The sequence below is a fragment of the Streptomyces angustmyceticus genome (genome assembly GCF_040701845.1).
Classification (GTDB): domain Bacteria; phylum Actinomycetota; class Actinomycetes; order Streptomycetales; family Streptomycetaceae; genus Streptomyces; species Streptomyces angustmyceticus_A.
Genome location: NZ_JBFBHQ010000002.1, coordinates 239781 through 261865 on the forward strand (window position 1 = coordinate 239781; position 22085 = coordinate 261865).

18 protein-coding genes are annotated in these 22085 nt (G+C 73.6%); 9 read left to right on the top strand and 9 right to left on the bottom strand.

Annotation, left to right across the window (positions count from 1 at the left end; translation table 11 throughout):
* Positions 1-59: 59 nt before the first annotated feature.
* Entirely contained in the window at positions 60-1382 is a 1323-nt protein-coding gene (locus AB0411_RS04960; protein WP_366415820.1) for a GAF domain-containing protein, read from the bottom strand.
* 325 nt (positions 1383-1707) lie between these two features.
* Positions 1708-2991, bottom strand: coding sequence for a glycoside hydrolase family 18 protein (locus tag AB0411_RS04965; RefSeq protein ID WP_366415821.1), 1284 nt, complete (start codon positions 2989-2991; stop codon positions 1708-1710).
* 338 nt (positions 2992-3329) lie between these two features.
* Here AB0411_RS04965 and AB0411_RS04970 point away from each other — a divergent pair, with 338 nt between their 5' ends.
* Entirely contained in the window at positions 3330-4502 is a 1173-nt protein-coding gene (locus AB0411_RS04970; protein WP_366415822.1) for an acyl-CoA dehydrogenase family protein, read from the top strand.
* 154 nt (positions 4503-4656) lie between these two features.
* Here AB0411_RS04970 and AB0411_RS04975 read toward each other — a convergent pair whose 3' ends face one another.
* On the bottom strand, positions 4657-5814 hold the full coding sequence (locus AB0411_RS04975; protein WP_366415823.1) for a pyridoxal-phosphate dependent enzyme: 1158 nt from the start codon (positions 5812-5814) through the stop codon (positions 4657-4659).
* A 176-nt stretch (positions 5815-5990) separates the two neighbouring features.
* Between AB0411_RS04975 and AB0411_RS04980 the strand changes: the two genes are divergently transcribed.
* Positions 5991-7130 (top strand): hypothetical protein, encoded by a 1140-nt coding sequence (locus AB0411_RS04980; protein ID WP_366415824.1) that lies wholly within the window; start codon positions 5991-5993, stop codon positions 7128-7130.
* Positions 7127-8245 (top strand): phosphotransferase family protein, encoded by a 1119-nt coding sequence (locus AB0411_RS04985; RefSeq protein WP_366415825.1) that lies wholly within the window; start codon positions 7127-7129, stop codon positions 8243-8245. The genes AB0411_RS04980 and AB0411_RS04985 overlap by 4 nt, the downstream gene beginning before the upstream one ends.
* A 33-nt stretch (positions 8246-8278) precedes the next feature.
* On the opposite strand, the gene AB0411_RS04990 is transcribed toward AB0411_RS04985, so the two are convergent.
* Positions 8279-8704, bottom strand: coding sequence for a hypothetical protein (locus AB0411_RS04990; protein WP_366415826.1), 426 nt, complete (start codon positions 8702-8704; stop codon positions 8279-8281).
* Positions 8705-8913: 209 nt separating this feature from the next.
* Here AB0411_RS04990 and AB0411_RS04995 point away from each other — a divergent pair, with 209 nt between their 5' ends.
* The 5 genes from AB0411_RS04995 to fxsA all read left to right on the top strand — a co-directional run bounded on the left by AB0411_RS04995 (position 8914) and on the right by fxsA (position 14744).
* The gene (locus tag AB0411_RS04995) at positions 8914-9354 is read left to right on the top strand and encodes an Lrp/AsnC family transcriptional regulator (protein ID WP_086718334.1); all 441 of its coding nucleotides are present in this window, start codon (positions 8914-8916) and stop codon (positions 9352-9354) included.
* Between the two features lie 57 nt (positions 9355-9411).
* Positions 9412-11076, top strand: coding sequence for an amidohydrolase (locus AB0411_RS05000; RefSeq protein WP_366415827.1), 1665 nt, complete (start codon positions 9412-9414; stop codon positions 11074-11076).
* Positions 11077-11635: 559 nt separating this feature from the next.
* A complete protein-coding gene (lnt, locus tag AB0411_RS05005) occupies positions 11636-13309 on the top strand; it encodes an apolipoprotein N-acyltransferase (protein WP_366415828.1) in 1674 nt (557 codons plus the stop codon).
* The gene (locus AB0411_RS05010) at positions 13306-14061 is read left to right on the top strand and encodes a polyprenol monophosphomannose synthase (RefSeq protein WP_366415830.1); all 756 of its coding nucleotides are present in this window, start codon (positions 13306-13308) and stop codon (positions 14059-14061) included. The genes lnt and AB0411_RS05010 overlap by 4 nt, the downstream gene beginning before the upstream one ends.
* An 80-nt stretch (positions 14062-14141) precedes the next feature.
* Positions 14142-14744: an FxsA family membrane protein gene (gene fxsA, locus AB0411_RS05015; protein ID WP_366415831.1), complete on the top strand. Its 603-nt coding sequence runs from the start codon at positions 14142-14144 to the stop codon at positions 14742-14744.
* Positions 14745-14847: 103 nt separating this feature from the next.
* On the opposite strand, the gene AB0411_RS05020 is transcribed toward fxsA, so the two are convergent.
* The 4 genes from AB0411_RS05020 to AB0411_RS05035 form a co-directional block, all read right to left on the bottom strand.
* Entirely contained in the window at positions 14848-15225 is a 378-nt protein-coding gene (locus tag AB0411_RS05020) for an RNA polymerase-binding protein RbpA (RefSeq protein ID WP_026170122.1), read from the bottom strand.
* 312 nt (positions 15226-15537) lie between these two features.
* Entirely contained in the window at positions 15538-16914 is a 1377-nt protein-coding gene (locus AB0411_RS05025; protein WP_366416298.1) for an MFS transporter, read from the bottom strand.
* A gap of 99 nt (positions 16915-17013) precedes the next feature.
* Entirely contained in the window at positions 17014-17802 is a 789-nt protein-coding gene (locus AB0411_RS05030; RefSeq protein WP_366416300.1) for a glycerophosphodiester phosphodiesterase family protein, read from the bottom strand.
* Positions 17803-17810: 8 nt separating this feature from the next.
* Positions 17811-18494, bottom strand: a complete 684-nt coding sequence (locus tag AB0411_RS05035) for a YczE/YyaS/YitT family protein (RefSeq protein WP_366415832.1) — start codon at positions 18492-18494, stop codon at positions 17811-17813.
* 100 nt (positions 18495-18594) lie between these two features.
* Between AB0411_RS05035 and AB0411_RS05040 the strand changes: the two genes are divergently transcribed.
* Positions 18595-20100, top strand: coding sequence for a PLP-dependent aminotransferase family protein (locus AB0411_RS05040; RefSeq protein WP_366415833.1), 1506 nt, complete (start codon positions 18595-18597; stop codon positions 20098-20100).
* Positions 20101-20137: 37 nt separating this feature from the next.
* On the opposite strand, the gene AB0411_RS05045 is transcribed toward AB0411_RS05040, so the two are convergent.
* Positions 20138-22048 (bottom strand): hypothetical protein, encoded by a 1911-nt coding sequence (locus AB0411_RS05045; RefSeq protein ID WP_366415834.1) that lies wholly within the window; start codon positions 22046-22048, stop codon positions 20138-20140.
* Positions 22049-22085: the final 37 nt, after the last annotated feature.

The window sequence follows — 22085 nt, forward strand, 5'->3', positions numbered from 1 at the left end:
CTCCCAATCGCTCTCGGCGCGGTGCCCGCCACTCCCGTGTGACGGGCGTTGTGCGCAGGCTAAGGCGGCGGAGGTTGCGTGAACGTTGCGACGCGCGCGGCGGCCGGGGCGTGCACCGCACGGGAGGCGGCGCCGGGCAGGCCGTACGCCGCGCGCAGCCGGTGCGCGGTGGCCATCGGCGCCCTGCGGGCCGGGGAGCGCTCCGGGAGGGCGTCCACCAGGGCCTCCCAGATCTCCAGGTCGTCCTCGCCCCAGGGGGTGCGCGACCACTCCCGCAGCAGGCCGGGGTCGCGGGTGCCGAGCAGCGTACGCCGGAGCCGGTCCTCCAGCGCACCACGCAGCCGCTGTACGCCGGGCGCCTCCGACAGGGGCAGCAGCGGGCCGCGGTACGCGCCCAGCGCGGCGTGCACCTCGCCGGCGTCCAGGGCGTCCTCGACGGCGCACAGGTCGGTCTCGACGGGCCGGCTCAGCCGGTACGGACGGGAGTGGAGCAGCGTGCCGACGAGGTGGCGCAGCCGGGACAGCTCGGCCCGCAGCGTCACCGGACGCATCTCGCGCTCGCCGTACAGCAGCACCGAGAGCTGATCCCCCGTCAGGCCGTCGGGGTGCCGGGCCAGCAGCGCCATGATCTCGCTGTGCCGGCGGCCGAGGCGCAGCCGCTGCCCGTCCACCACCAGCAGCGCCTCGTCCCGCCCGAGCGCCGACAGGCACACCCCCAACTCCGGTAGAGCTGAGGCAAGATGGGCCTCCGCCGCGCGGGCGGTGGCCTGGACGAGGGCCAGGCTGTGCGGGCTCGCCAGGTGGTCGCCGCCGGTGATGTCGACGGCGCCCAGCAGCCGCCCGGTCCGGGGATCGTGCAGCGGGGCGGCGGCGCAGGTCCAGCGCTGCACCCGCCGGTTGTAGTGCTCGGCGGCGAAGATCTGTACGGCGTGATCGGCGGCGAGCGCGGTGCCCGGGGCATTGGTGCCGGCGTGCCGCTCGTCCCAGCGGGCGCCGACCACGAAGTTCATCCGCTCGGCGCTGCGCCGCACCCCGCGGTGCCCCTCCACCCACAGCAGCCGCCCCTGCGGATCGCAGACGGCCAGCAGGTGCGCCCCGTCCTGCGCGAAGCTGCCCAGCAGCTCCCGGAAGACGGGCATGGCGCGGGCCAGCGGGTGCCCTTCCCGGTAGGCGTCCAGGGCGGCCTCGTCCAGGTCGATGGGGGCTGCGCCGTCGGCCGCGGCCCGGGCGTCGGCGGAGCGGCGCCAGGAGTCGGCGACCACCTGGCGGACCGGTGGCGCGACGGTCCCGTCGGTCAGGAAGGCCGCATGGGCCCGGCGCACCGTGCGGGTGCGCTCCACCGGATCGGCCCCGGTCTCCATCGCCAGCCAAGGGTTGACCACGTGTCACCTCTTCAGATGCAGCTCCTGCCCCCGTACGGCCGATGGTGCTCGTCGTGGACGGGGGCGTAAACCCCGTGGGCGCGCGGGGGCATCCAGAGGCGTGCCGGGTCACCCACGGGCGTCACCACGGCCACCGCGTGCACAGCCGCAACGGGAGCAGCCGCCATGGAGCAGCAGCAAGGCGAGGGGGCCCGCCCCGGACGTCGCAACCGCCGCCCCGCCGGTGCCCGCCCGCGGCGCCGCCCGTGCGGCCGCCCTTCGCGCGGCGGACGGGCGGGAGGCCGCCGACCGCCTCCCGCCCGTCCTGCTCCGTGCCTGCCGGGGCCTACCTGATCGCCTTGATCAGCTCACCGTTGGTGGTGTCGCCGCTCAGCTCCCAGAAGAACGTGCCGCCCAGACCCTGTGCGTCCTTGTAGGCCATCTTCGTGCCGATGGTCTCGGGGGTGTCATAGCTCCACCACTGGTCGCCGCACTTGGCGTACGCGGTGCCGCCCACCTTGCCGGTGGCCGGGCAGCGGCTCTTGAGCACCTTGTAGTCGTCGATGCCCGCCTCGTACTTGCCCGGTGCCGCGCCGGTCGCGGTGCCGCCCGGCGCGGCCTGGGTGACGCCCGACCAGCCGCGGCCGTAGAAGCCGATGCCCAGCAGCAGCTTGCCCGCCGGGACCCCCAGGCCCTTGAGCTTGGCGATGGTGTCGGTGCTGTTGAAGCCGGCCTTCGGGATGCCGCTGTACGACGTGAGCGGGGAGTGCGGTGCCGTCGGGCCCTTGGCGTCCCAGGCGCCGAAGTAGTCGTACGTCATCGGGTTGTACCAGTCGACGTACTGGGCCGCGCCCGCATAGTCGGCCGCGTCGATCTTGCCGCCGGCCGAGGCGTCCGCGGTGATCGCCGCGGTCACCAGATTGCTCTGGCCGAACGTCGAGCGCAGCGCCCGCATCACCTTGGTGAAGGCGTCCCGGCCGCTGGTGTCGCAGGTCAGGCCGCAGGCGTTGGGGTACTCCCAGTCGATGTCGATGCCGTCGAAGACATCCGCCCAGCGCTTGTCCTCGACCAGGTCGTAGCAGGACCGGGCGAAGGCGTCGGGGTTCTTGGCGGCCTCGCCGAAGCCGCCCGACCAGGTCCAGCCGCCGAACGACCAGATCACCTTGAGGCCCGGGTGCAGCTGCTTGAGCTTGCGCAGCTGGTTGAAGTTGCCGCGCAGCGCCCCGTTGTCCCAGGTGTCCGCCTTGCCGTCGACGCTCTGGTCGGCGGTGTAGGCCTTGTCGTAGTCGGCGTAGGAGTCGCCGATGGCGCACTTGCCGCCCTGGACGTTGCCGAAGGCGTAGTTGATGTGGGTCAGCTTGGCGGCCGAGCCCGAGGTCTCGATGTTCTTGACGTGGTAATTGCGGTCGTAGACACCCCAGTTGGTGAAGTAACCGACGACCTTGCTGCCCGCCGCGGCGGGCTTCGCGGCGGGCGCGGCGGCCGCGGACGGGTGGTGTGTGGTGGGGGCGCCGGCCGGTTCGGCGGCAGCCGGTCCGGCGAGCAGGGTGCCGGCCAGCGCCGCCGTACACAGCGCGGTGGCGGCGGCGATCACTCTGCGGGGCGAGCGCATCCGGTGCGGTCTGAGCATGTCGTCTCCTCGGAGGGGGGCGAGGGGTGGAGCCTGACCTGCGTTCCGAATTGGCATGAACGCGTTGAACGTTGGAGCAGAAGGTAGAAGGACTAGACCAGTGAGTCAATGGTTCGGACCAATTCGGTGGCCGGTCGGCGCGCGGACCGGATTCCCGCAGTCCGTGATGATCAACCCGTGACGCGGGGCCGCCGATCGGGCATACTCCTAGCGCCACCGCCGCAGGTCATCGCCTTCCGCGACCCGGAACGCGATCATCGGCCTGGCACGACGAAACCGGCGCCGCCGCCCACCCCGCGCGTGTCGCCGCAGCGCCCGACAGGGAGGAGAGCGCCGCCATGACCGAGTACGGCCCCCGGCCGGTGGACCGCAGGCTGCCCACGGAGGAAGCCCGCGACCTGTTGACCCTCGTACGCGAGCTCGCCGAGCGCGAGATCAGGCCGACGGCCGGCGAGGAGGAGGACGCCGGCCGCTTCCCGCGCGAGGTCTTTACGCTGCTGTCGGAGTCCGGACTGCTCTCGCTGCCCTACGACGAGGAGTTCGGCGGAGGCGGCCAGCCCTACGAGGTCTACCTCCAGGTCCTGGAGGAGCTCGCCGCCGCCCGGCTCACCGTCGGCCTCGGCGCCAGCGTGCACACCCTCGCCTGTCATGCGCTCGCCGGATACGGCACCAAGGAGCAGCGCGCCGAGCACCTGCCGGACATGCTCGGCGGCGGACTCATCGGCGCCTACTGCCTCTCCGAGCCCTCCTCGGGCTCCGACGCCGCCTCCCTGACCACCCGGGCGACCCGGGAGGGCGACACCTGGCGGCTGGAGGGCACCAAGGCCTGGACCACCCACGGCGGCGTGGCCGACTTCTACACCGTGCTGGCCCGCACCGGCGGCAGCGGCGCCCATGGCATCACCGCCTTCCTGGTGCCCGGCGACGCCGAGGGCCTCAGCGCCGCGGCGCCCGAGCGCAAGATGGGCATGAAGGGGTCCCCGACGGCGCAGCTGCACTTCGACGCCGTCCGCGTCCCCGACTCCCGCCGCCTCGGTGACGAGGGGCAGGGCTTCGCCATCGCCCTGTCCGCCCTGGACTCCGGGCGCCTGGGCATCGCGGCCTGCGCCATCGGAGTCGCCCAGGCCGCGCTGGACGAGGCGCTCGCGTACACCGCCGAACGACAGCAATTCGGCCGCCCGATCGTCGACTTCCAGGGCCTGCGCTTCATGCTCGCCGACATGGCCACCCAGATCGAGGCGGGGCGCGCCCTCTACCTCACCGCCGCCCGGCTGCGCGACGCCGGTCTGGCGTTCTCCAAGGAAGCGGCGATGGCCAAGCTGTTCTGCACGGACACCGCGATGCGGGTGACCACCGACGCCGTCCAGCTCCTCGGCGGCTACGGCTACACCCTCGACTTCCCGGCCGAGCGCTATATGCGCGAGGCCAAGGTCCTTCAGATCGTCGAGGGCACCAACCAGATCCAGCGGATGGTCATCGCCCGCCATCTCGCGGGGCCCGAGACGCGCTGAGCGGGGGGAGGGGCGGGGCGAGGCCGGGAGCGAGGCGGGGGCGGAGCAGAGGCGGCCCGGAGCTGTCCGGTCCGCACTCGCCCGTCCGCACTCGCCCGTCCGCACCTGCCGGCCTGCACCTGCCGGTCCGCGCCCGCCCGTCCGGCCCCCGGCCTCAGTCCGCCAGCCCCTTGAGCCCGGTCGCCGTCCCGATCGCGACCACCAGGGCGCCGGGCGTGCGGGCCTGCTCCCGGGCCACGGCGGACCCGACGGCGGAGGACGGCTCCAGGGTCAGGCCCTCCGCCGCCAGCCTCCGCGCCTCCGCCGTGATCGCCTCGTCGTCCAGCGCGACGGCCGTGCCCGCGGTGCGCCACAGCGCGTCGAGCCCCTGCCAGCAGGGCCGCTCCTCCCCGAGGGAGAACGCCACCGTCGGCCGGGCAGCGACCCGCGTCCGCTCCTGGTCCGCGCGGTCCGCGCAGCGCAGCGCGGCGGTGAACGGCGCCGCGGCGGACGGCTCGGCGGCCACCAGCCGCGGCTCGTGGGCGATCAGCCCCGCGGCCGCCAACTCCCGGAAGCCACGGCCGATTCCGCCCAGTAGATCCGCCCGGCTGGTGGGCACCACCACCGCGTCGAGCCGCCGCCCGGCAAAGTCCCGCGCCAGCTCGTAGGCGACCGACTTGTAGCCTTCGTTGGCATACGGATTCCCGCCCGGCGAAGGCGAGGAGTAGCTGGTCAGCGGGTACCAGTGGTGTTCCTCGACGGCCCGGGCCATCGCCGCGTTGCGGGCGGCGGTGCTGCCCGGGTGCACCCGGCGCTCGGCGCCCAGCGCATCGATCTGGGCCCGCAGCCCCGCCGGCACCTTCTCGTTGGTGAACACCACACAGCGCAGCCCGGCCCGTGCCGCGTACGCCGCGGCCGCCGCCCCCGCATTGCCGGAGGACGCGGCGACCACGGTGCCGGCACCGGCCGCCACCGCGGCGGCCACTCCGACGGCCATCGCCCGGTCCTTGTGGGAGCCGGTCGGGTTCCCACCCTCGTATTTCAGCCACAACTCTCCTTCGGACCGGCCGTCTTGAGACCGGTCCGGACCCGTCCGCAGCCGGATGCACGGGGTGTTGCCCTCGCCCAGCGTGACCGGCGGGCCGGATACCGGCAGTGCCTGCGGCAGGCCCCACGGCCCGCCCGGATACGCCGCCAGGTCCACACCGGCCAGATCCGCGAGCGGCGGCATCGTATTGACGCCGATGCCCTCCGCGGCGCAGGTCCGGCACCCGGCGAAGCCCTCCGCGGCGCGGGCGCAGCGCAGGCAGTGCAGAGGAGGTCGTGAGGTCACCGTGGCTCCAGGGGTCGGTCGGGTGTCGGCCTCGAAAGGTAACAGGTGAAAGAGGTTTTTGGCCCCTACGCATTTCGCGGGTCTGGTCGTCCGTCCGGAGCTGACGTACCGTCAACTCCCGCCGTGGGGTCCCGAACCTGGCCGTGCCCCGCCGACCGCGCGCCCAGGAGGAGACCGTGCCCGACCGCCCGATCGCGCTCGACGAGTACCCGATCCACCAGGTCCCGCTGTCCATGCGGCATGTCGCCACCGGCGACCGCAACGCCTACGACCGGTGCATCTTCCACGTCATGGACCACTCCGGCCGCGCCCTGCTGATCGCCGGCCTCGGCGTCTACCCCAACACCGGTGTCATCGACGCCTACGCCACCCTCCGTCTCGGCGACCGGTTGCACGCCGTACGGGCCTCCGACGCCCTCGGCGACGACCGCCTCGCGCTCGCCGTCGGCCCCCTCACCATCACCGTCGAGGAGCCGCTCGCCCGCCTGCGGCTGACCTGCGCCGCGGACCCCGCCGACCCGGACGGCCTGGCGTACGACCTGACCTGGACCGCGACCTTCCCCGCCACCTGGGAGCCGCACCACACCCAGTACCGCGGCGACCGGCTGCTGCTCGACGGCCGGCGGTTCGTCCAGGCGGGCACCTGCACCGGCACCCTCCGCGCCGCCGGCCAGGAGCTCGCCGTCACGGCGGGGGAGTGGACCGGAACCCGCGACCGCAGTTGGGGCGTACGCCCGATCGCCGGTGAGGACGGCGGGCGGGCGGCCGAGGAGCTGCGGCCCGAGGGCTTCCACTGGATCTGGTGCCCGGTGCGCTTCGACGACCGCTTCGTGATGGTCATCGTCCAGGAGGACGCCGACGGCCACCGCACCCTGAACGAGGCCACCATGGTCCGCGACGGCGCCCGCGACACCCAGCTCGGCTGGCCGCACACGGACATCCGCTACCGCCCCGGCACCCGCCACCCCGAGCGCGCCGTCATCCACCTCACCGACCCCGCCCGCACGCCCCTGGATCTCACCGCCGAGATCCTCACCTCCTCGCCCCTCGCCGTGGGCGCCGGCTACCCACCCGCGAGCGCCGAGGACTGGCAGCACGGCACCTGGCGGGGCCGCGGCTGGACCGACCGCCGCAGCTACGACCTCTCCGACCCGGCCGCCCACCCCCTCGCCGCCTACGGAGTCACCGACCACGCCGCCCGCTTCACCCTCGACGGCCGGACCGGCTACGGCATCTTCGAGCACGGCAGCTTCGGCCGGCACGATCCGAGCGGCTTCACCGGGTACGACTCCGTCGCACCGGAGGCCGGACAGTGACCGGCGCGGCCCGGCCCCGCACCACCACCCGCGACCCCGAGGACCTCACCCGCCGCCTCACCGCCTGGCTCGGCACCCGGCTCCCCGGGGCCCGCGCCGTCGCCGCGGCCGTGCCCGACTCCAACGGCATGTCCAGCGAGACCCTGCTCTTCGACATCGAGCACCCGCGAGCGCCGTCCCCCGGGCTCCCGGCCGCTCAGGCCCCGGTCTCCTGCGCGCTGCGCCTCGCCGCCGACCCCGCCGCGTACACCGTCTTCCCGCGCTACGACATGGCCCGGCAGTACCGCACCATGCGCCTGGTCGCCGACCACACCGACCTGCCCGTGCCCCGCACCTTCTGGCTCGAAGAGGACCCGGAGCCGCTCGGCGCGCCCTTCTTCGTCATGGCGCGCGCCGCCGGCCGCGTCCCACCGGACGTCATGCCCTATACGTACGAGGGGAACTGGCTCCACGACGCCACCGACGCCGAGCGCGACCGGCTGGAAGCCGCCAGCGTCTCGGTACTCGCCCGGCTGCACGACCAAGTCCCGCCCGGCGCGGCCGGCTTCCTCGCCCTCCCCGGTACCGGAAGCGCGCTGCGGCGCCACGTCGCGGACCAACAGGCCTACTACCAATGGGTCGTCGACGGCCGTCCCCGCTCACCGCTGATCGAGCGCGGCTTCGCCCGGCTGACCGAGATCTGGCCGCCGGATCCCGGAGAGACCGTGCTGACCTGGGGCGACGCCAGGATCGGCAATATCGTCTACGACGGCTTCGAGCCGGCCGCGGTCCTCGACTGGGAGATGGCCGCCCTCGGCCCCCGCGAACTCGACCTGGGCTGGATGGTGTTCCTCCACCGCTTCTTCCAGGACCTCGCCGAGAGCAGCGGCCAACGGGGACTGCCGGGATTCCTGTGCCGCGACCGTGTCGAGAGCCACTATGCCCGGCTCACCGGACACCCGCCCCGCGCCATGGAGTTCCACACCCTCTACGCGGCCCTGCGGCACGCCATCGTCATGCTGCGCGTGGCCTACCGCCGGGTCCACTTCGGTGAGATTCCGGCCCCGGCCGACGCCGATGCGCTGATCCTGCACCGGGGCACCCTGGAGGCGATGATCGAGGGCCGTTACTGGTGAGGCCGGACGCCGGTCGTACGGCGGCCGGCGCTCTCAGCCGCGCGGGCGCATCCGCGGGACCCGGACCGGACGGGTGCCGGGCCCGCCGAGGTGCGAGAACGGCTGGCGGCGCCAGTCCAGGCTCTCCGGGAGCGTCAGCAGCACGGCCGCGTCCTGTTCCCTGGCGTCCAGGGTGTCGGCGGTCCGCGGAGCCTGCGACGCCGTCCGCCCGGAGCCCTGGCACACCGTCAGACCGAACGGGTCCCACGGCGAGGCGCACAGCGCGTGCTCCGGGAGCATGTCCTCGTCCGCCAGCAGCGCGATCGGCTGCAGGCAGTCGGGGCACGTCACGCGGTAGATCTCATAGGTGTCGAACGAGTCGTCCGCGCCGTCGTCGCCGAAGCCGCCGGGATCGTCGCCCTCCTGGGCGCCGATGTGTGCGGCAGCGGAGTCCTGCTTCAGGCGTCGCATGATGTCCATCCCCCTCGGGTGGGCCGGTGGTACCGCTGACTTCCTGTGACGGGCGGCCCCGGCCACCAGCAGCAATTCCCTTCATGCCGCACGCATAATCGCGGGCACCCCCTCCACACCGGATCACGCATGTGGCATTGGTCACACAGGCCGGCGCAGAGGTGTCCACGATCCGGCGCACGGTGCGCACACGCCCCCGCGCACAGTAGGTTGAACGGGTGGAGGAGTTGGACCGACAAATCGTGGATCTGCTCGTCAAGGACGGGCGGATGAGCTACACCGACCTGGGCAAGGCCACCGGCCTGTCCACCTCGGCGGTGCACCAGCGGGTGCGCCGCCTGGAGCAGCGCGGTGTCATCCGGGGCTATGCCGCCCTCGTGGACCCGGAAGCCGTGGGCCTGCCGCTCACCGCCTTCATCTCGGTCAAACCCTTCGACCCCAGCGCGCCGGACGACATCGCCGACCGCCTGGCCGAGGTCCCCGAGCTGGAGGCCTGTCACAGCGTCGCCGGCGACGAGAACTACATCCTCAAGGTCCGGGTCGCCACCCCGCTGGAGCTGGAGCACCTGCTCACCCGCATCCGCACCCTCGCGGGCGTCTCGACCCGCACCACGGTCGTGCTCTCCACCCCCTACGAGGCCCGCCCGCCGCGCATCTGACCGGCAACCGCCCCCCTGCGCGCGGCCGGTCCGTCCGCAGGGGCCAAACTGTCCGGTATGAGCGAGCACCTTTCCCACCAGGCCCGGCAGCACTCTTCCCGCCCGGCCCCGCCCCGCACCGTCCTGCTGCGCGGTGGTGAGGTGCACAGCCCCGCCGACCCCTTCGCCACCGCCATGGTCGTGGAGGGCGACCGCGTCGCCTGGGTGGGCGAGGAGGGCGCGGCGGACTCCTTCGCCGAGGGCGTGGACGAGGTCGTCCAGCTCGACGGCGCGCTCGTCACGCCGGCCTTCACGGACGCACATGTGCACACCACGGCGACCGGCCTGGCGCTCACCGGCCTCGATCTGGTCGGGGTCGGCACGCTCTCCGACGCACTCGCCCGGATCCGTGCCTACGCGGACGCCCGCCCGGCGGACCGGATCCTGCTCGGCCACGGCTGGGACGCCGGTGTCTGGCCGGAGGGGCGCCCGCCGTCGCGCGCCGAACTCGACGAGGCCACCGGCGGCCGGCCCCTCTACCTCACCCGGGTCGATGTGCACTCCGCCGTCGTGACCACGGCGCTGCTGGACCTGGTGCCCGGCATCCGCGACCGGGAGGGCTTCCGCGACGGTGCCCCGCTGACCGGCGCCGCCCACCACGCGGTGCGCAGGTCCGCGTACGCCACCGTCACCCCCGCCCAGCGCGCCGAGGCCCAGGCCGCCGCGCTCGCCCGCGCCGCCTCGCTCGGCATCGGCAGCATCCACGAGTGCGCGGGCCCGGACATCTCCGGCGAGGACGACTTCACGGGGCTGCTCGCCCTCGCCCGGGAAGGCAACGGTCCGCGCGTCGTCGGCTACTGGGCCGAGGTCGTCACATCAGCAAAGGACGCGGAGCGGATCCGCGACCTCGGAGCCCTCGGCGCCGCGGGCGATCTGTTCGCCGACGGCTCGCTCGGCTCCCACACCGCCCATCTGCACGCCCCGTACGCGGACGCCGGCCACACCGGCGCCGCCCAGCTCGACGCCGAGGCCGTCGCCGCCCATGTCGCCGCCTGCACCGAGGCCGGGCTCCAGGCGGGCTTCCACGCCATCGGCGACGCCGCCCTGACCAGCGTCGTCGCCGGGGCACGCGCCGCCGCCGAGCGCCTGGGCACGGCCCGCGTCCGGGCCGCCCGGCACCGCGTCGAGCACGCCGAGATGCTCACCGAGGAGACCATCGCAGGGTTCGCCGACCTGGCCCTGACCGCCTCCGTCCAGCCCGCCTTCGACGCGGCCTGGGGCGGCGCGGAGGGCATGTACGCCGCCCGCCTGGGCGCCGAACGGGCCGCCACCCTCAACCCGTACGCCGCGCTGCTCAAGGCCGGTGTCCCGCTCGCGCTCGGCTCCGACAGCCCGGTCACCCCGCTCGACCCCTGGGGCACCGTCCGCGCCGCCGTCTTCCACCGCACCCGCGCCCACGGCATCTCCGCCCGCGCCGCGTTCACCGCCCACACCCGCGGCGGCTGGCGCGCCATCGGCCGGGACGACGCGGGCGTCCTGGTGCCCGGCGCCCCGGCCGACTACGCGGTCTGGCGCACCGGCGACCTGATCGTCCAGGCCCCCGACGAGCGGGTGCAGCGCTGGTCGACCGACCCCCGCTCCGGCACCCCTGGCCTGCCTGATCTCACTCCCGGCAAGGACCTCCCGGTCTGCCTGACCACGGTCGTCGGCGGGCGGACGGTCTTCGGGCCGCCGAACGAGTGACATCGCGCGGTCAGGTGCCGGCACGGGATGCGCTTGCCGCTCCTTGCCTCACTTAGGGGCGCTCGCGGCTGACCTGGGGCGACGCGAAAACGACGCAGGCAGAGCACCTGTTGACAGCAGGCGGTCGGCGGCCGGTAGGTTCGGCCGAGTCCACCACAGGACGTCCGACCGGGAGACCTCCGCGCAGTCGTCGAACGCAGCTGGGCCATGGGGCGGTGCGCCACTGGGGCACATCGCCACTGGGAGCCAGGTCCAGCACCAGCGGCACGGGACAACGGAGTGTTTCGGCTGGATGGGGGTCCCTCCCTGCTCCTTGAGAGCCTGGGGGACGGTGCGACCCGGATGGGGCCCGGACGCTCAGTAGACAACGGCTTTCGGTCGACCCGCAGCCAGCGGGTCCCAGGTCGGCCCGAAGGGCACCGGGCCCCTATCCGCACCGCACACCCACGGCACCCCTCGTAGTGCCCCCTTCACCTTTTGTGCACCCCATATCCGCAATCCCGGCCTGCCGATGTACGGTCAGCTCACCACCGCACGACCTGCAGGAAGGCCCGCGACCGTGCCATCGGGTTCCGACACCACCGAAGAAGCCGTCAGCGACACCTCGCCCGACGGCCCGGTGCCGCGCGCCGGGACGGACTCCACCGCGGCGCCCGCGCGCCCCGGGCGGGCCCGCCGCCTCGCCGCCCTGGTCCGCCGGGAGGCGCTGCGCACCGGCCTCGCGGCCGTCTTCGGTATCACGCTCGGCCTGGCCTTCCCGCCGTACGACCTGTGGCCGCTGTCGCTGGTGTCCGTCGCCGCGCTGTCGCTGCTGACCCGTGGCCGCACCGCGCGCCAAGGGGCCTGGACGGGCTTCGTGTTCGGGCTGCCGTTCTTCCTGATCCTGCTGAAGTGGCTCCATGTCGTCGGCTGGGACGCGGTGTTCGGCCTCTCGGTCGCCGAGGCGCTCTTCCTGATGCTGCTGGGCGCGGCGCTCGCCGTCACGTCCCGGCTGCCGGGCGGGCCGCTGTGGGCCGCCTGCCTCTGGGTCGCCGAGGAATGGGCCCGCGACCGGCTGCCGTTCGGCGGCTTCCCGTGGGGCCGGCTCGCCTTCGCCCACACCGGCTCGCCGTTCACCCCGCTCGCCGCGCTCGGCGGCGCCCCGTTGGTGACCTTCGCCGTCGCGCTGGCCGGCGCGCTGCTCGCGGCATGTGCCGCCGCCCTCTGGCAGTTGCGCGGCAACCCCTCGCTGCGCCGGGCCGTCCCGGCCCTGGAGGCGTTCGGCCTCGCCGCCGCGGTGGCCCTGGCGGGCGTCCTGGTGCCCGTGCCCACGAAGGCCGACGACAACGTTGACATCGCGGTGGTCCAGGGCAACGTCCAGCAGCCCGGCATGGACTTCCTGGGCCGCCCCATGATGATCACCGACAACCACGCCAAGGCCACCGAGAAGCTCGCCGCGGACATCAAGGCCGGCCGGGCCAAGAAGCCGGACCTGGTCATCTGGCCGGAGAACTCCTCCGACCTCGATCCGTACCAGTACCCGCAGGCCTACGACCGCATCGACGAGGCCGTGAAGGCGATCGGCGTGCCCGTCCTGGTCGGCGCCCTGGTCGACCACCCCTCCAAGAAGGGCTATGTCTTCAACGAGGGCATCGTCTGGGACCCGAAGAAGGGGCCGGGCGCTTCCTACACCAAGCAGCACCCGGTGCCGTTCGGCGAGTACGTGCCGTTCCGGGAGCAGCTCAGCAAGATCATCACGCGTTTCCAGCGGGTGCCCCGCGACTTCTACCCCGGTGACCACACCGGCGTGCTGCACATCGGCCCCGCCCGGCTCGGCGACGTCATCTGCTTCGAGGTCGCCTACGACCAGATCGTGCACGACACCGTCGACGCCGGAGCCCGCGCCCTGGTGATCCAGACCAACAACGCCACCTACGGCGGCACCGGCCAGCCCGAGCAGCAGCTGGCGATGTCCAAGCTGCGCGCCGTCGAGCACGGCCGGGCCGTGGTCACCGCGGCCACCAGCGGGATCAGCGCCGTGGTCGCCCCGGACGGCACGATCACCCACCGGATCCCGGAGTTCACCCGGGGCGTGGTCTCCGCGCGGATTCCGCTGCGGGACGAAACGACGCTCGCCGACCGCGTCGGTGCCGCTCCCGAGTGGGTGATCGCTATCGTGGGCCTTCTGTCCTGCGCCGGCGCCGTAGTCGTCGGCCGGCGGGGGCGTACGAAGGACGAGAAGGGGCAGCAGTGACAGACGGGCAGCGGCAGTACGGTCCGCTCGGCACCACGTTGGTGATCATTCCGACGTACAACGAGGCGGAGAACATCAAGCCGATCGTCTCGCGGGTGCGGTCCGCCGTCCCCACGGCGCATGTCCTCGTCGCGGACGACAACAGTCCCGACGGAACCGGCAAGCTCGCCGACGAACTGGCCGCCGACGACGCACAGGTCCACGTCCTGCACCGCAAGGGCAAGGAGGGCCTCGGCGCCGCCTACCTCGCGGGCTTCCGCTGGGGCATCGACCACGGCTACGACGTGCTCGTCGAGATGGACGCCGACGGCTCGCACCAGCCCGAGGAACTGCCGCGGCTGCTCACCGCCCTCAAGGGCGCCGACCTCGTCCTCGGCTCCCGCTGGGTGCCGGGCGGCCGCACCGTCAACTGGCCCGCGTACCGCCGGCTCATCTCCCGCGGGGGCAGCACCTACTCGCGGCTGGTACTGGACCTGCCGCTGCGCGACCTCACCGGTGGCTTCCGGGCCTTTCGCGCGCAGGCCCTCAAGGGGCTGGGCCTGGACGACGTGGCCTCACAGGGCTACTGCTTCCAGGTCGACCTCGCCCGCCGTGCCGTGCAGGCCGGCTACCACGTCGTCGAGGTGCCGATCACCTTCGTCGAACGGGAACTGGGCGACAGCAAGATGAGCCGCGACATCGTCGTCGAGGCGCTGTGGCGGGTCACGGCCTGGGGCGTCGGCTCGCGCGTGGACAAGATCCGCGGCCGCTGACGGCGGACCCGGCCGCCGGCGGTGATCCCCGCGCGCGACCCTCACGGGGGGTGACGGCAGGGGCCAGGCACACTTGAGGCATGACGTTCGGAGTCACGCCACCGCCGAGTTCCCGCCCGCCCCAGCGCTCGCGCGCCCGCCGGTTCGTCCCCCTGGGCATCGCCGCCTGGATGGTCCTGGAGATCTGGCTGCTGACCGTGGTCGCCGGGGCCACCAACGGCCTGACGGTCTTTCTTCTGCTGGTCGCCGGGGTGATTGCGGGCGGCTATGTGGTGAAACGTGCCGGCCGCCGCGCCTGGCGCAACCTCACCGAGAGCCTGCAGACCGCCGGTGACCCGGCGGCTTCCGGCCGCTCCGCCTCGTCCGGCAAGGGCACGTCCGGGGAGGGCAGGCAGGGCAGCGGCAACACGCTCCCGATGGCCGGCGGGCTGCTCCTGATGATCCCCGGGCTGGTGTCCGACGCGCTGGGGCTGCTCTGCCTCTTCCCGCCGACCGGGAAGCTGATCCAGCGCCGGGCCGAGAAGCTGCTGAACCGGCGGACGGGCTACGCCCAGAGCTCCTTCGGCAACGCCTTCCAGCAGGCCCGGATGCACCGGCCGGACGGCAAGGTCGTCCAGGGCGAGGTCATCCGCGAGGACGAGCCGTCCGCCCCGCCCCGCCAGGACCCGCCGCTGACCGGCTGAGCACGGACGCCCGGCAGGTGCGGGCGCCGGACACAGCAAGAGCCGGGGCCACTGCGCAGTGCAGTGGCCCCGGCCCTTCGTGCTGCTTGGCGCAGGCCCGTCGTCAGGCGGACTTGCGGTTGCTGTCGCGCGGATGCACGGCAATGTTCATGGTGCCGGAGCGCAGGACGGCCAGCCGTTCGGCCAGCACCTCCTCCAGCTCCTCGCGGGTGCGCCGCTCCATGAGCATGTCCCAGTGCGTACGCGCGGGCTTACCCTTCTTTTCCTCAGGGCCATCGCCATCCACCAGAAGCGAGGGTGCACCGCATACCTTGCACTCCCACTCCGGCGGAATCTCGGCCTCAACCGAGAACGGCATCTCGAATCGATGTCCGTTCTGGCATGCGTACTCCACCGCCTGGCGCGGGGCCAGGTCGATGCCGCGGTCGGTCTCGTAGCTGGTCACCACGAGTCGCGTGCCGCGGAGAGCTCGCTCACTCATGAATCGTGCCTCCCGGGCTTGTCGCCCACAGGACAGGTGTCGCTGTCGTCGTCATCCGGTCAACGTCCGGTCGGCGGTGAAGATTCCCGTATTCGAAATCCGGGACATGCGCCCACCCGTCGCCCACCACCGCCCATGATGGAGGCGCTGTGCGCCGCTGCCTTCCTTCGTGCCGCCCCTTGTTGTACCCACCAGCGCCCGGTTTGTCACATCTGGCAGCAGATGTCACCCAGCGCCTTCTATGGTTGAGCGCGCAGTAACGGTCCGCCTGGTGAGCCAAAGGCGTACACTACCGGCCCGCAGGCCCCGGGACTAAATCCGGTCAGGTATGGGATTTCCGGCTGCCGCGATCGCCCGCCCCACCGGCACCCTCGCCAACAGGACAAAACCGATCACAAAGAACGCCACCAGGGACACGATCGCGTCCCGGTAGCTCCCGGTGAGCTGATAGGCCACCCCGAACACCAGCGGTCCCAGCCAGCTCACGCCCCGGTCGCTCATCTCGTACGCGGAGAAGTATTCCGCCTCCTTGCCGCGCGGCACCAGATGGGAGAAGAGCGAACGGGACAACGCCTGGCTCCCGCCCAGGACCAGGCCGATGCCGACGGCCAGCCCGAAGAACCAGCCGGGTGCCCGCGCGGGCAGGAAGTAGCCGGCCGCGATCGTCAGCACCCACGCCAGCAGGGAGCCCAGGATCGTGCGCTGCGCGCCGTACCGTCCGGCGAGGCGTCCCATCAGCAGGGCGCCCGCCGCGGCCAGCACCTGGACCAGCAGGACCGCCACGATCAGCGTCGTCTGGTCCAGGCCGAGTTCCTCGGACCCGTAAACGGAGGCCTGGGTGATCACCGTCTGCACCCCGTCGTTGTAGACGAGATAGGCCAGGAGGAAGGAAAGGGTGAGGGGGTGGCGGCGCATGGTGCGCAGCGTCTCCCGCAGCTGCTGCCATCCCTGGCCGAGCGTGGCACCGCCGGCCCCGGCCCGCTCCTCGGTCGTGCCCGTCCGCCGGTCGCGCAGCCGGCGCAGCGGAATCACCGAGAAAGCGCCCCACCACAGCCCCGCCGACGCCAGGCAGATGCGCACCGCGGCGCCCGTGGACAGGCCGAAGGAGTCGTGCGCGCCGTAGAGCACCAGGTTGGCGACGAGGACCAGGGCCCCCGCGGCGTAGCCGAACGCCCAGCCGCGGGAGGACACGGCGTCCCGTTCGTCGGGCCGGGCGATCTGCGGCAGGAAGGAGTTGTAGAGCATCATCGACACCACGAACGACACATTCGCGATGATCAGCAGCGCCCCGCCCAGCAGATAGCGCTCGCCGCCCAGGAAGAACATCCCCGTCGTCGCCGCGGCGCCCGTGTAGGCGCAGCAGCCCAGCAGCGGCTTCTTCCGGCCGGTCCGGTCGGCCAGCGCCCCGGCGAGCGGCATCGCCAGCACCGACAGCAGCAGCGAGGCGGACACCGCGTACGCATAGAAGGAGCCCGCGCGCACCGCGATGCCCGCCGGGTGCACGAAGCCGTCCGGGTCCGCGGCGGCCTTGGCCACCGAGGTCAGATACGGCCCCAGGAACACCGTCAGCACGGTCGTCGAGTAGACGCTGTTGGCCCAGTCGTACCAGTACCAGCCGCGCTGTTCCCGGCGCCGGGCGGACGCGTCGTCCACGCCCCCGGCCACGGCTCGTGTGCCCTCCACGCCCACCCCCGTCTTCCCGTCCCCGTCCACGGCGGCGGCCGACGGTCCCGGCGCCGGAGCGTGTCCGCACCTGCCGTCCGGGGCCGCACCCCGGGCGGCGTCCCCCTAGACCCAGCACCCTCGCTCGGTCAGCACCGTCCGCAACGTCTCTATGTGGTCGGTCATGATGCCATCCACGCCGAGGTCCAGGAGGGCCGCCATCCGGTCCGCGTCGTTGACCGTCCAGACGTGGACCTGCATGCCCAGCGCGTGCGCGGCGCGCAGGAAGAGCGGGTCGACGACGGGGAGGCCGGACTGCCGCTCGGGGACCTGTACGCAGACCGCGCTGCGCCGCACCGCCGCGCCCAGCAGCCGGTCCAGCGGCAGCACCCCGCGGCCGTACGACCGCAGCCGCAGGCCGGCCACGCCACGGGTGCCGAGCGAGCTCGCCATGCGCCGTCCGGCCAGTCGCTGGGCGCGGGCCACCCGGGCCTCCGAGAACGAACCGACGCACACCCGGTCCCAGGCGTTGGTGCGGCGCAGCAGGCCGAGCAGCGGGGCGAGGGCGGCCTCCGCCTTGAGGTCGACGTTCCAGCGGGCGTCGGGGAACTCCTCCAGCAGCTCCTCGAACAGCGGCAGCGGCTCGCGGCCGCCGACCCGGGCCCGGCTCACCGCCCGCCAGGGGAGCTGTCCGATCGCGCCGCGGCTGTCGGTGACGCGATCGAGCGTCGCGTCGTGGAAGGCCACCAGCTGTCCGTCCGAGGTGGCATGCACATCGGTCTCCAGATAGCGGTAGCCGAGGCCGACCGCGCGGCGGAAGGCGGCGGCGGTGTTCTCCAGGCCCTCGGCCGCCCCGCCCCGGTGGGCGAAGGGGAGCGGCACGGGGTGGTCGAGGTAGGCGTGGCGGGGGCGTATCGCGGGGGTCACTCCGGCAGTATCGCGTGCTCGGGTGAAGCCTCTCCGCGGGCCACCACCGGCGAGGGCGTCACGGGCCGGTCCTTGATCGCGAAGCGGCGGAGGAAGAACTGCGCCAGCGGCCCGATGGCCAGCGCGTACACCACCGTCCCGGCCCCCACGGACCCGCCGAGCAGGTAGCCGGCCGCGAGCACCGTCACCTCGATGCAGGTCCGCACCAGCCGCACCGGACGGCCGGTCCGCAGGTGCAGCCCGGTCATCAGCCCGTCGCGCGGTCCCGGACCGAAGCGGGCGGAGATGTACAGACCGGTCGCGGCGCCGTTGAGGAGGACGGCGCCGGCCAGCAGCGGGATACGTGCGCCCAGCGCGTGCAGCTCCGGCGTCCAGGCCAGCGTCGCGTCCATCACCAGCCCGAGGATGACCACATTGGAGACCGTGCCCAGGCCGGGACGCTGGCGGAGCGGGATCCACAGCAGCAGGATCAGCGCGCCGGACACGATGGTGACCGTGCCGATCGAAAGACCCGTATGACGGGATATGCCCTGGTTCAGCACGCTCCACGGCTCCAGGCCGAGCTCGGCCCGCAGCATCAGGCCCATGCTCACGCCGTACAGGGTCAGGCCCGTGTAGAGCTGGACCAGCCTGCGTACCGGCAGTCGCCTCCGTGGGCCGGTTTCCCCGACTATGGGCATGGTTTTCCCCCTCCTGGCAGAATTGGACCGACGCATGACACCATGTGGCACGTCCGGGCTCGGGAAGTAGAGCCAATTCGGGGAAGGTGGACTGATCTTCATGGCTCAGTGGACTTCAGCGGTGGGCGCGCCCCAACTCGCCCGGCTGCTCCGGTCGCAGGACCCGCGCGACGCCCAACTCACCGCCGCCGGGCGCCGGTTGCCCGCCTACCGCAGCCTCGCCGACGGCGTCCGGCTGCTTGTGCTGGAGGGCCGGGTGCCGGTCGCCGCACGCCTGCCCGCCGAGCGTGAACTGGCCGCGGCCTTCAATGTCAGCCGCACCACCGTCGCCGCCGCCTACGAAGCGCTGCGCGCCGAAGGGTTCCTGGAGTCGCGGCGCGGCTCGGGGAGTTGGACCGCAGTCCCGGCCGGCAACCCGCTGCCCACCCGCGGCCTGGAACCGCTGCCCCCGGAGGCCGCCGGTTCCATGATCGACCTGGGCTGTGCCGCGCTCCCGGCTCCCGAACCGTGGCTCACCCGCGCCGTCCAGGGCGCCATGGCCGAGCTCCCGCTCTACGCCCACACCCACGGCGACTACCCGGCCGGCCTGCCCGTCCTGCGCCAGGCCCTCGCGGACCGCTACACCGCCCGCGGCATCCCCACCATGCCCGAGCAGATCATGGTGACCACGGGGGCGATGGGCGCGGTGGCCGCCATCTGCCGGCTGTGTACGAGCCCCGGCGAGCGGGTGGCCGTCGACTCCCCGTCGTACGCCAACATCCTCCAGCTGATGCGGGACGCCGGCGCCCGGCTCGTCCCCGTCGCGCTCGCCGACAAGCTGGCCGGCTGGGACATCCCGGCCTGGCGCCAGGTGATGCGCGACGCCGCGCCCCGCATGGCGTACGTCGTCGCCGACTTCCACAACCCCACCGGCACCCTCGCCACCGAGGACCAGCGCCGGCGTCTCGTCGACGCCGCGCGTTCGGCCGGCACCCTGCTCGTCGTCGACGAGACCATGGCCGAACTCCAGCTGGACCAGGACACCGCAACGCCCCCTCCGGTCTGTGCGTTCGACCCCGCCGGCAGCGCGGTGATCACGGTCGGCTCGGCGAGCAAGGCGTTCTGGGCCGGGATGCGGATCGGCTGGGTGCGCGCCGCCCCCGACATCATCCGCAGCCTGGTCGCCGCCCGCGCCTACTCCGACCTGGGCTCACCCGTTCTCGAACAGCTCGCCATCGCCTCGCTCCTGCAGACCGGCGGCTGGGAAGCGGCCATCGGCATCCGCCGCGAGCAGGCCCGCGAGAACCGCGACGCGATCGTCGAGGCGCTCCACCGCCACCTCCCCGACTGGGAGTTCAGCGTCCCCCGCGGCGGCCTCACCCTGTGGGCGCGGACGGGCGGACTCTCCGGCTCCCGGATCGCCGAGGCGGGGGAGCGGCTCGGGGTGCGGGTGCCCTCCGGGCCGCGGTTCGGAGTCGACGGTGCCTTCGAGGGCTTCGTACGGCTGCCGTTCACGGTCAGCGGCGCCGTCGCCGACGAGGCCGCGGTCCGGCTGGCCGGAGCCGCGCGACTGGTCGCGACGGGCGCGCCGCTCGACACGGAGACGCGGCACACGTTCGTCGCCTGACGCCGGATCACCGGGCGGCCCGCCGCGCGGACGGGGCTCAGCCCTCCGTGCGGGCGGCCTCCGGCGAGCCGTTGACGGCGCGGGACCCGCCGTCCTCGACCGTCCGTACCCGCACGCCCGCGCCCACGGGCTCGGCGAGGTCGGCCGGCGTCCCGGCCTCGGGTGACGTGTCGGCGGGCGCGGGGCGGTTGGCCGGCTCCGGTGCCTGTGCCGCACCCGTCGGCTGCGCTGCCTCTGCCGTCTCCGCGGGGTCCGGGGCCGTGGATTTGCGGATGTTCACCGGCCGGCCGGTGTCCATGGACCCGGCCGCGCCCTCCGGCCCGCCGTCGCCCTCCGGCCCGTCAGCCCGCACCCCGTCGGTCGTAACCGTCTCGTCGGCCGCCGCGGCCTCGTCTCCCGCTCCGCCCTCGTCGGCCGGAACCGTGCGCTCCGGCAGGAGTGCGAGGACGGCCTCCCGGAGGGTCTGCCCGGCGGCGTCGTCCAGGGGGTCCGGCGTGGCCGGTACCTGGAGGCGCAGCACCGGAGCGGCGCCGAGGCGGGCATAGCCCCGGCCCGGCGGCACGTGCGCGGTCGGCGTGGTGTGCGGCGGCGCCCCGAGCACCGCCCGTACCTCCTCCGCCGTGGCGGGGCCGAGCACCACCCGCGCCTTGGTGTGCGCCCGTACGGGGTCGCTCAGCAGCTCGGCGCTCTCGAACTGGTCGGCCACCACCACCGTGACCGCTGCTGCCCGGCCGTGCCGCAGCGGCACCTGGAGCCACCGCTGCGGATCCTCCCGGCCCTCCGCGACCGCGACATGGGCCAGTGCCGTCGGACGGTCCGCGATGATCCACAGCGGGCGCCGGGTGTCCTCCGGCGCGGGCAGGCCGGCCTGGCGCGCCCGGTTCGCCGCGATCAGCCGCCGCTCGGTCTCGTGGGACGCCCACTCCAGGGCCGCCAGCGCCCCCGCGAGGCCGCTCTCCACGCCGAGTACGCCACGGCGCCCGGACAGAGCGCCGTACTCGCCGGTGCCGCCCCCGTCGACGATCAGCACGTCCCCGTCCTGCAGCGCCTGGACCGCGATCGAGCGGAGCAGGGTCGTGGCGCCCGTCCCCGGCTGCCCCAGGACGAGCAGATGCGGTTCGGTGGAGCGCTGCCCGGTGCGCCAGACCACCGGCGGCGCGTCCCGTGTCTCCTCCCCGGCGGTGACCGGCAGGGTCCGCTGGACGGCGTCCGGGTCGGTGAACCCGAGCACCGTCTCGCCCGGGGAGGTGACGAAGCGCTGCGCGCCGATGTCGGCGGGCAGCGCGCCGAGCGCGGTCAGGGTGAGCTGATTGGTCAGCTCGTCCCACCCGAAGTGGTACTCCCGGCCGCGGCCGGCCTTGGCGTACAGCACCTGCTCGATGCGGACCCGGGCCTGGTCCTCACCGTCGGTGAAGTACGCCGGATACTTCAGCTGCAGCCGCTCGATCCGTCCGCTGTCGTCGAAGGCGTACTCGGTGAAGGCCCGCTCCCAGTCCCCGCCGTGCGCGTACAGGAGGCCGGTGTCGCCCTCGGTGGAGAAGTACGGCACCAGCGCCTCGTAGAGCGCCGTCAGCCGCTCCCGTTCGGCCTCGCCGGGGCCGGTCTCCACGGGCGTGCGCTCCCGCCCCGCCCAGGCCCCCGCGCCCATCACGGCGATCAGGGCGAGCAGTGGCCCGTACGGCACCAGGCACATGACCAGCACACACGCGCCGACGAAGAAGGCCATCGGGCCGCGGCTCTCCCGGGGCGTCTCCGCCCAGCGGCCCCGGCCGGCCGCCCCCAGCCGGCGCAGCCCCCGGCCGATGACGATCAGCGGGTGGAACACGTCGGAGGCGCCGTCGGCGGCGGTCCGCGCGAGTTCCCGGCTGCGGGCGAGGGAGGTGCTGTTGGCCATGCGGGCGAGCGGTGCGCTGTCGGTCAGGATGCGGGGCAGGGGGCGCCGGGCCACATCGTCTCCTGTTGCTCGTGGCGGTGGTCGTGGGGGC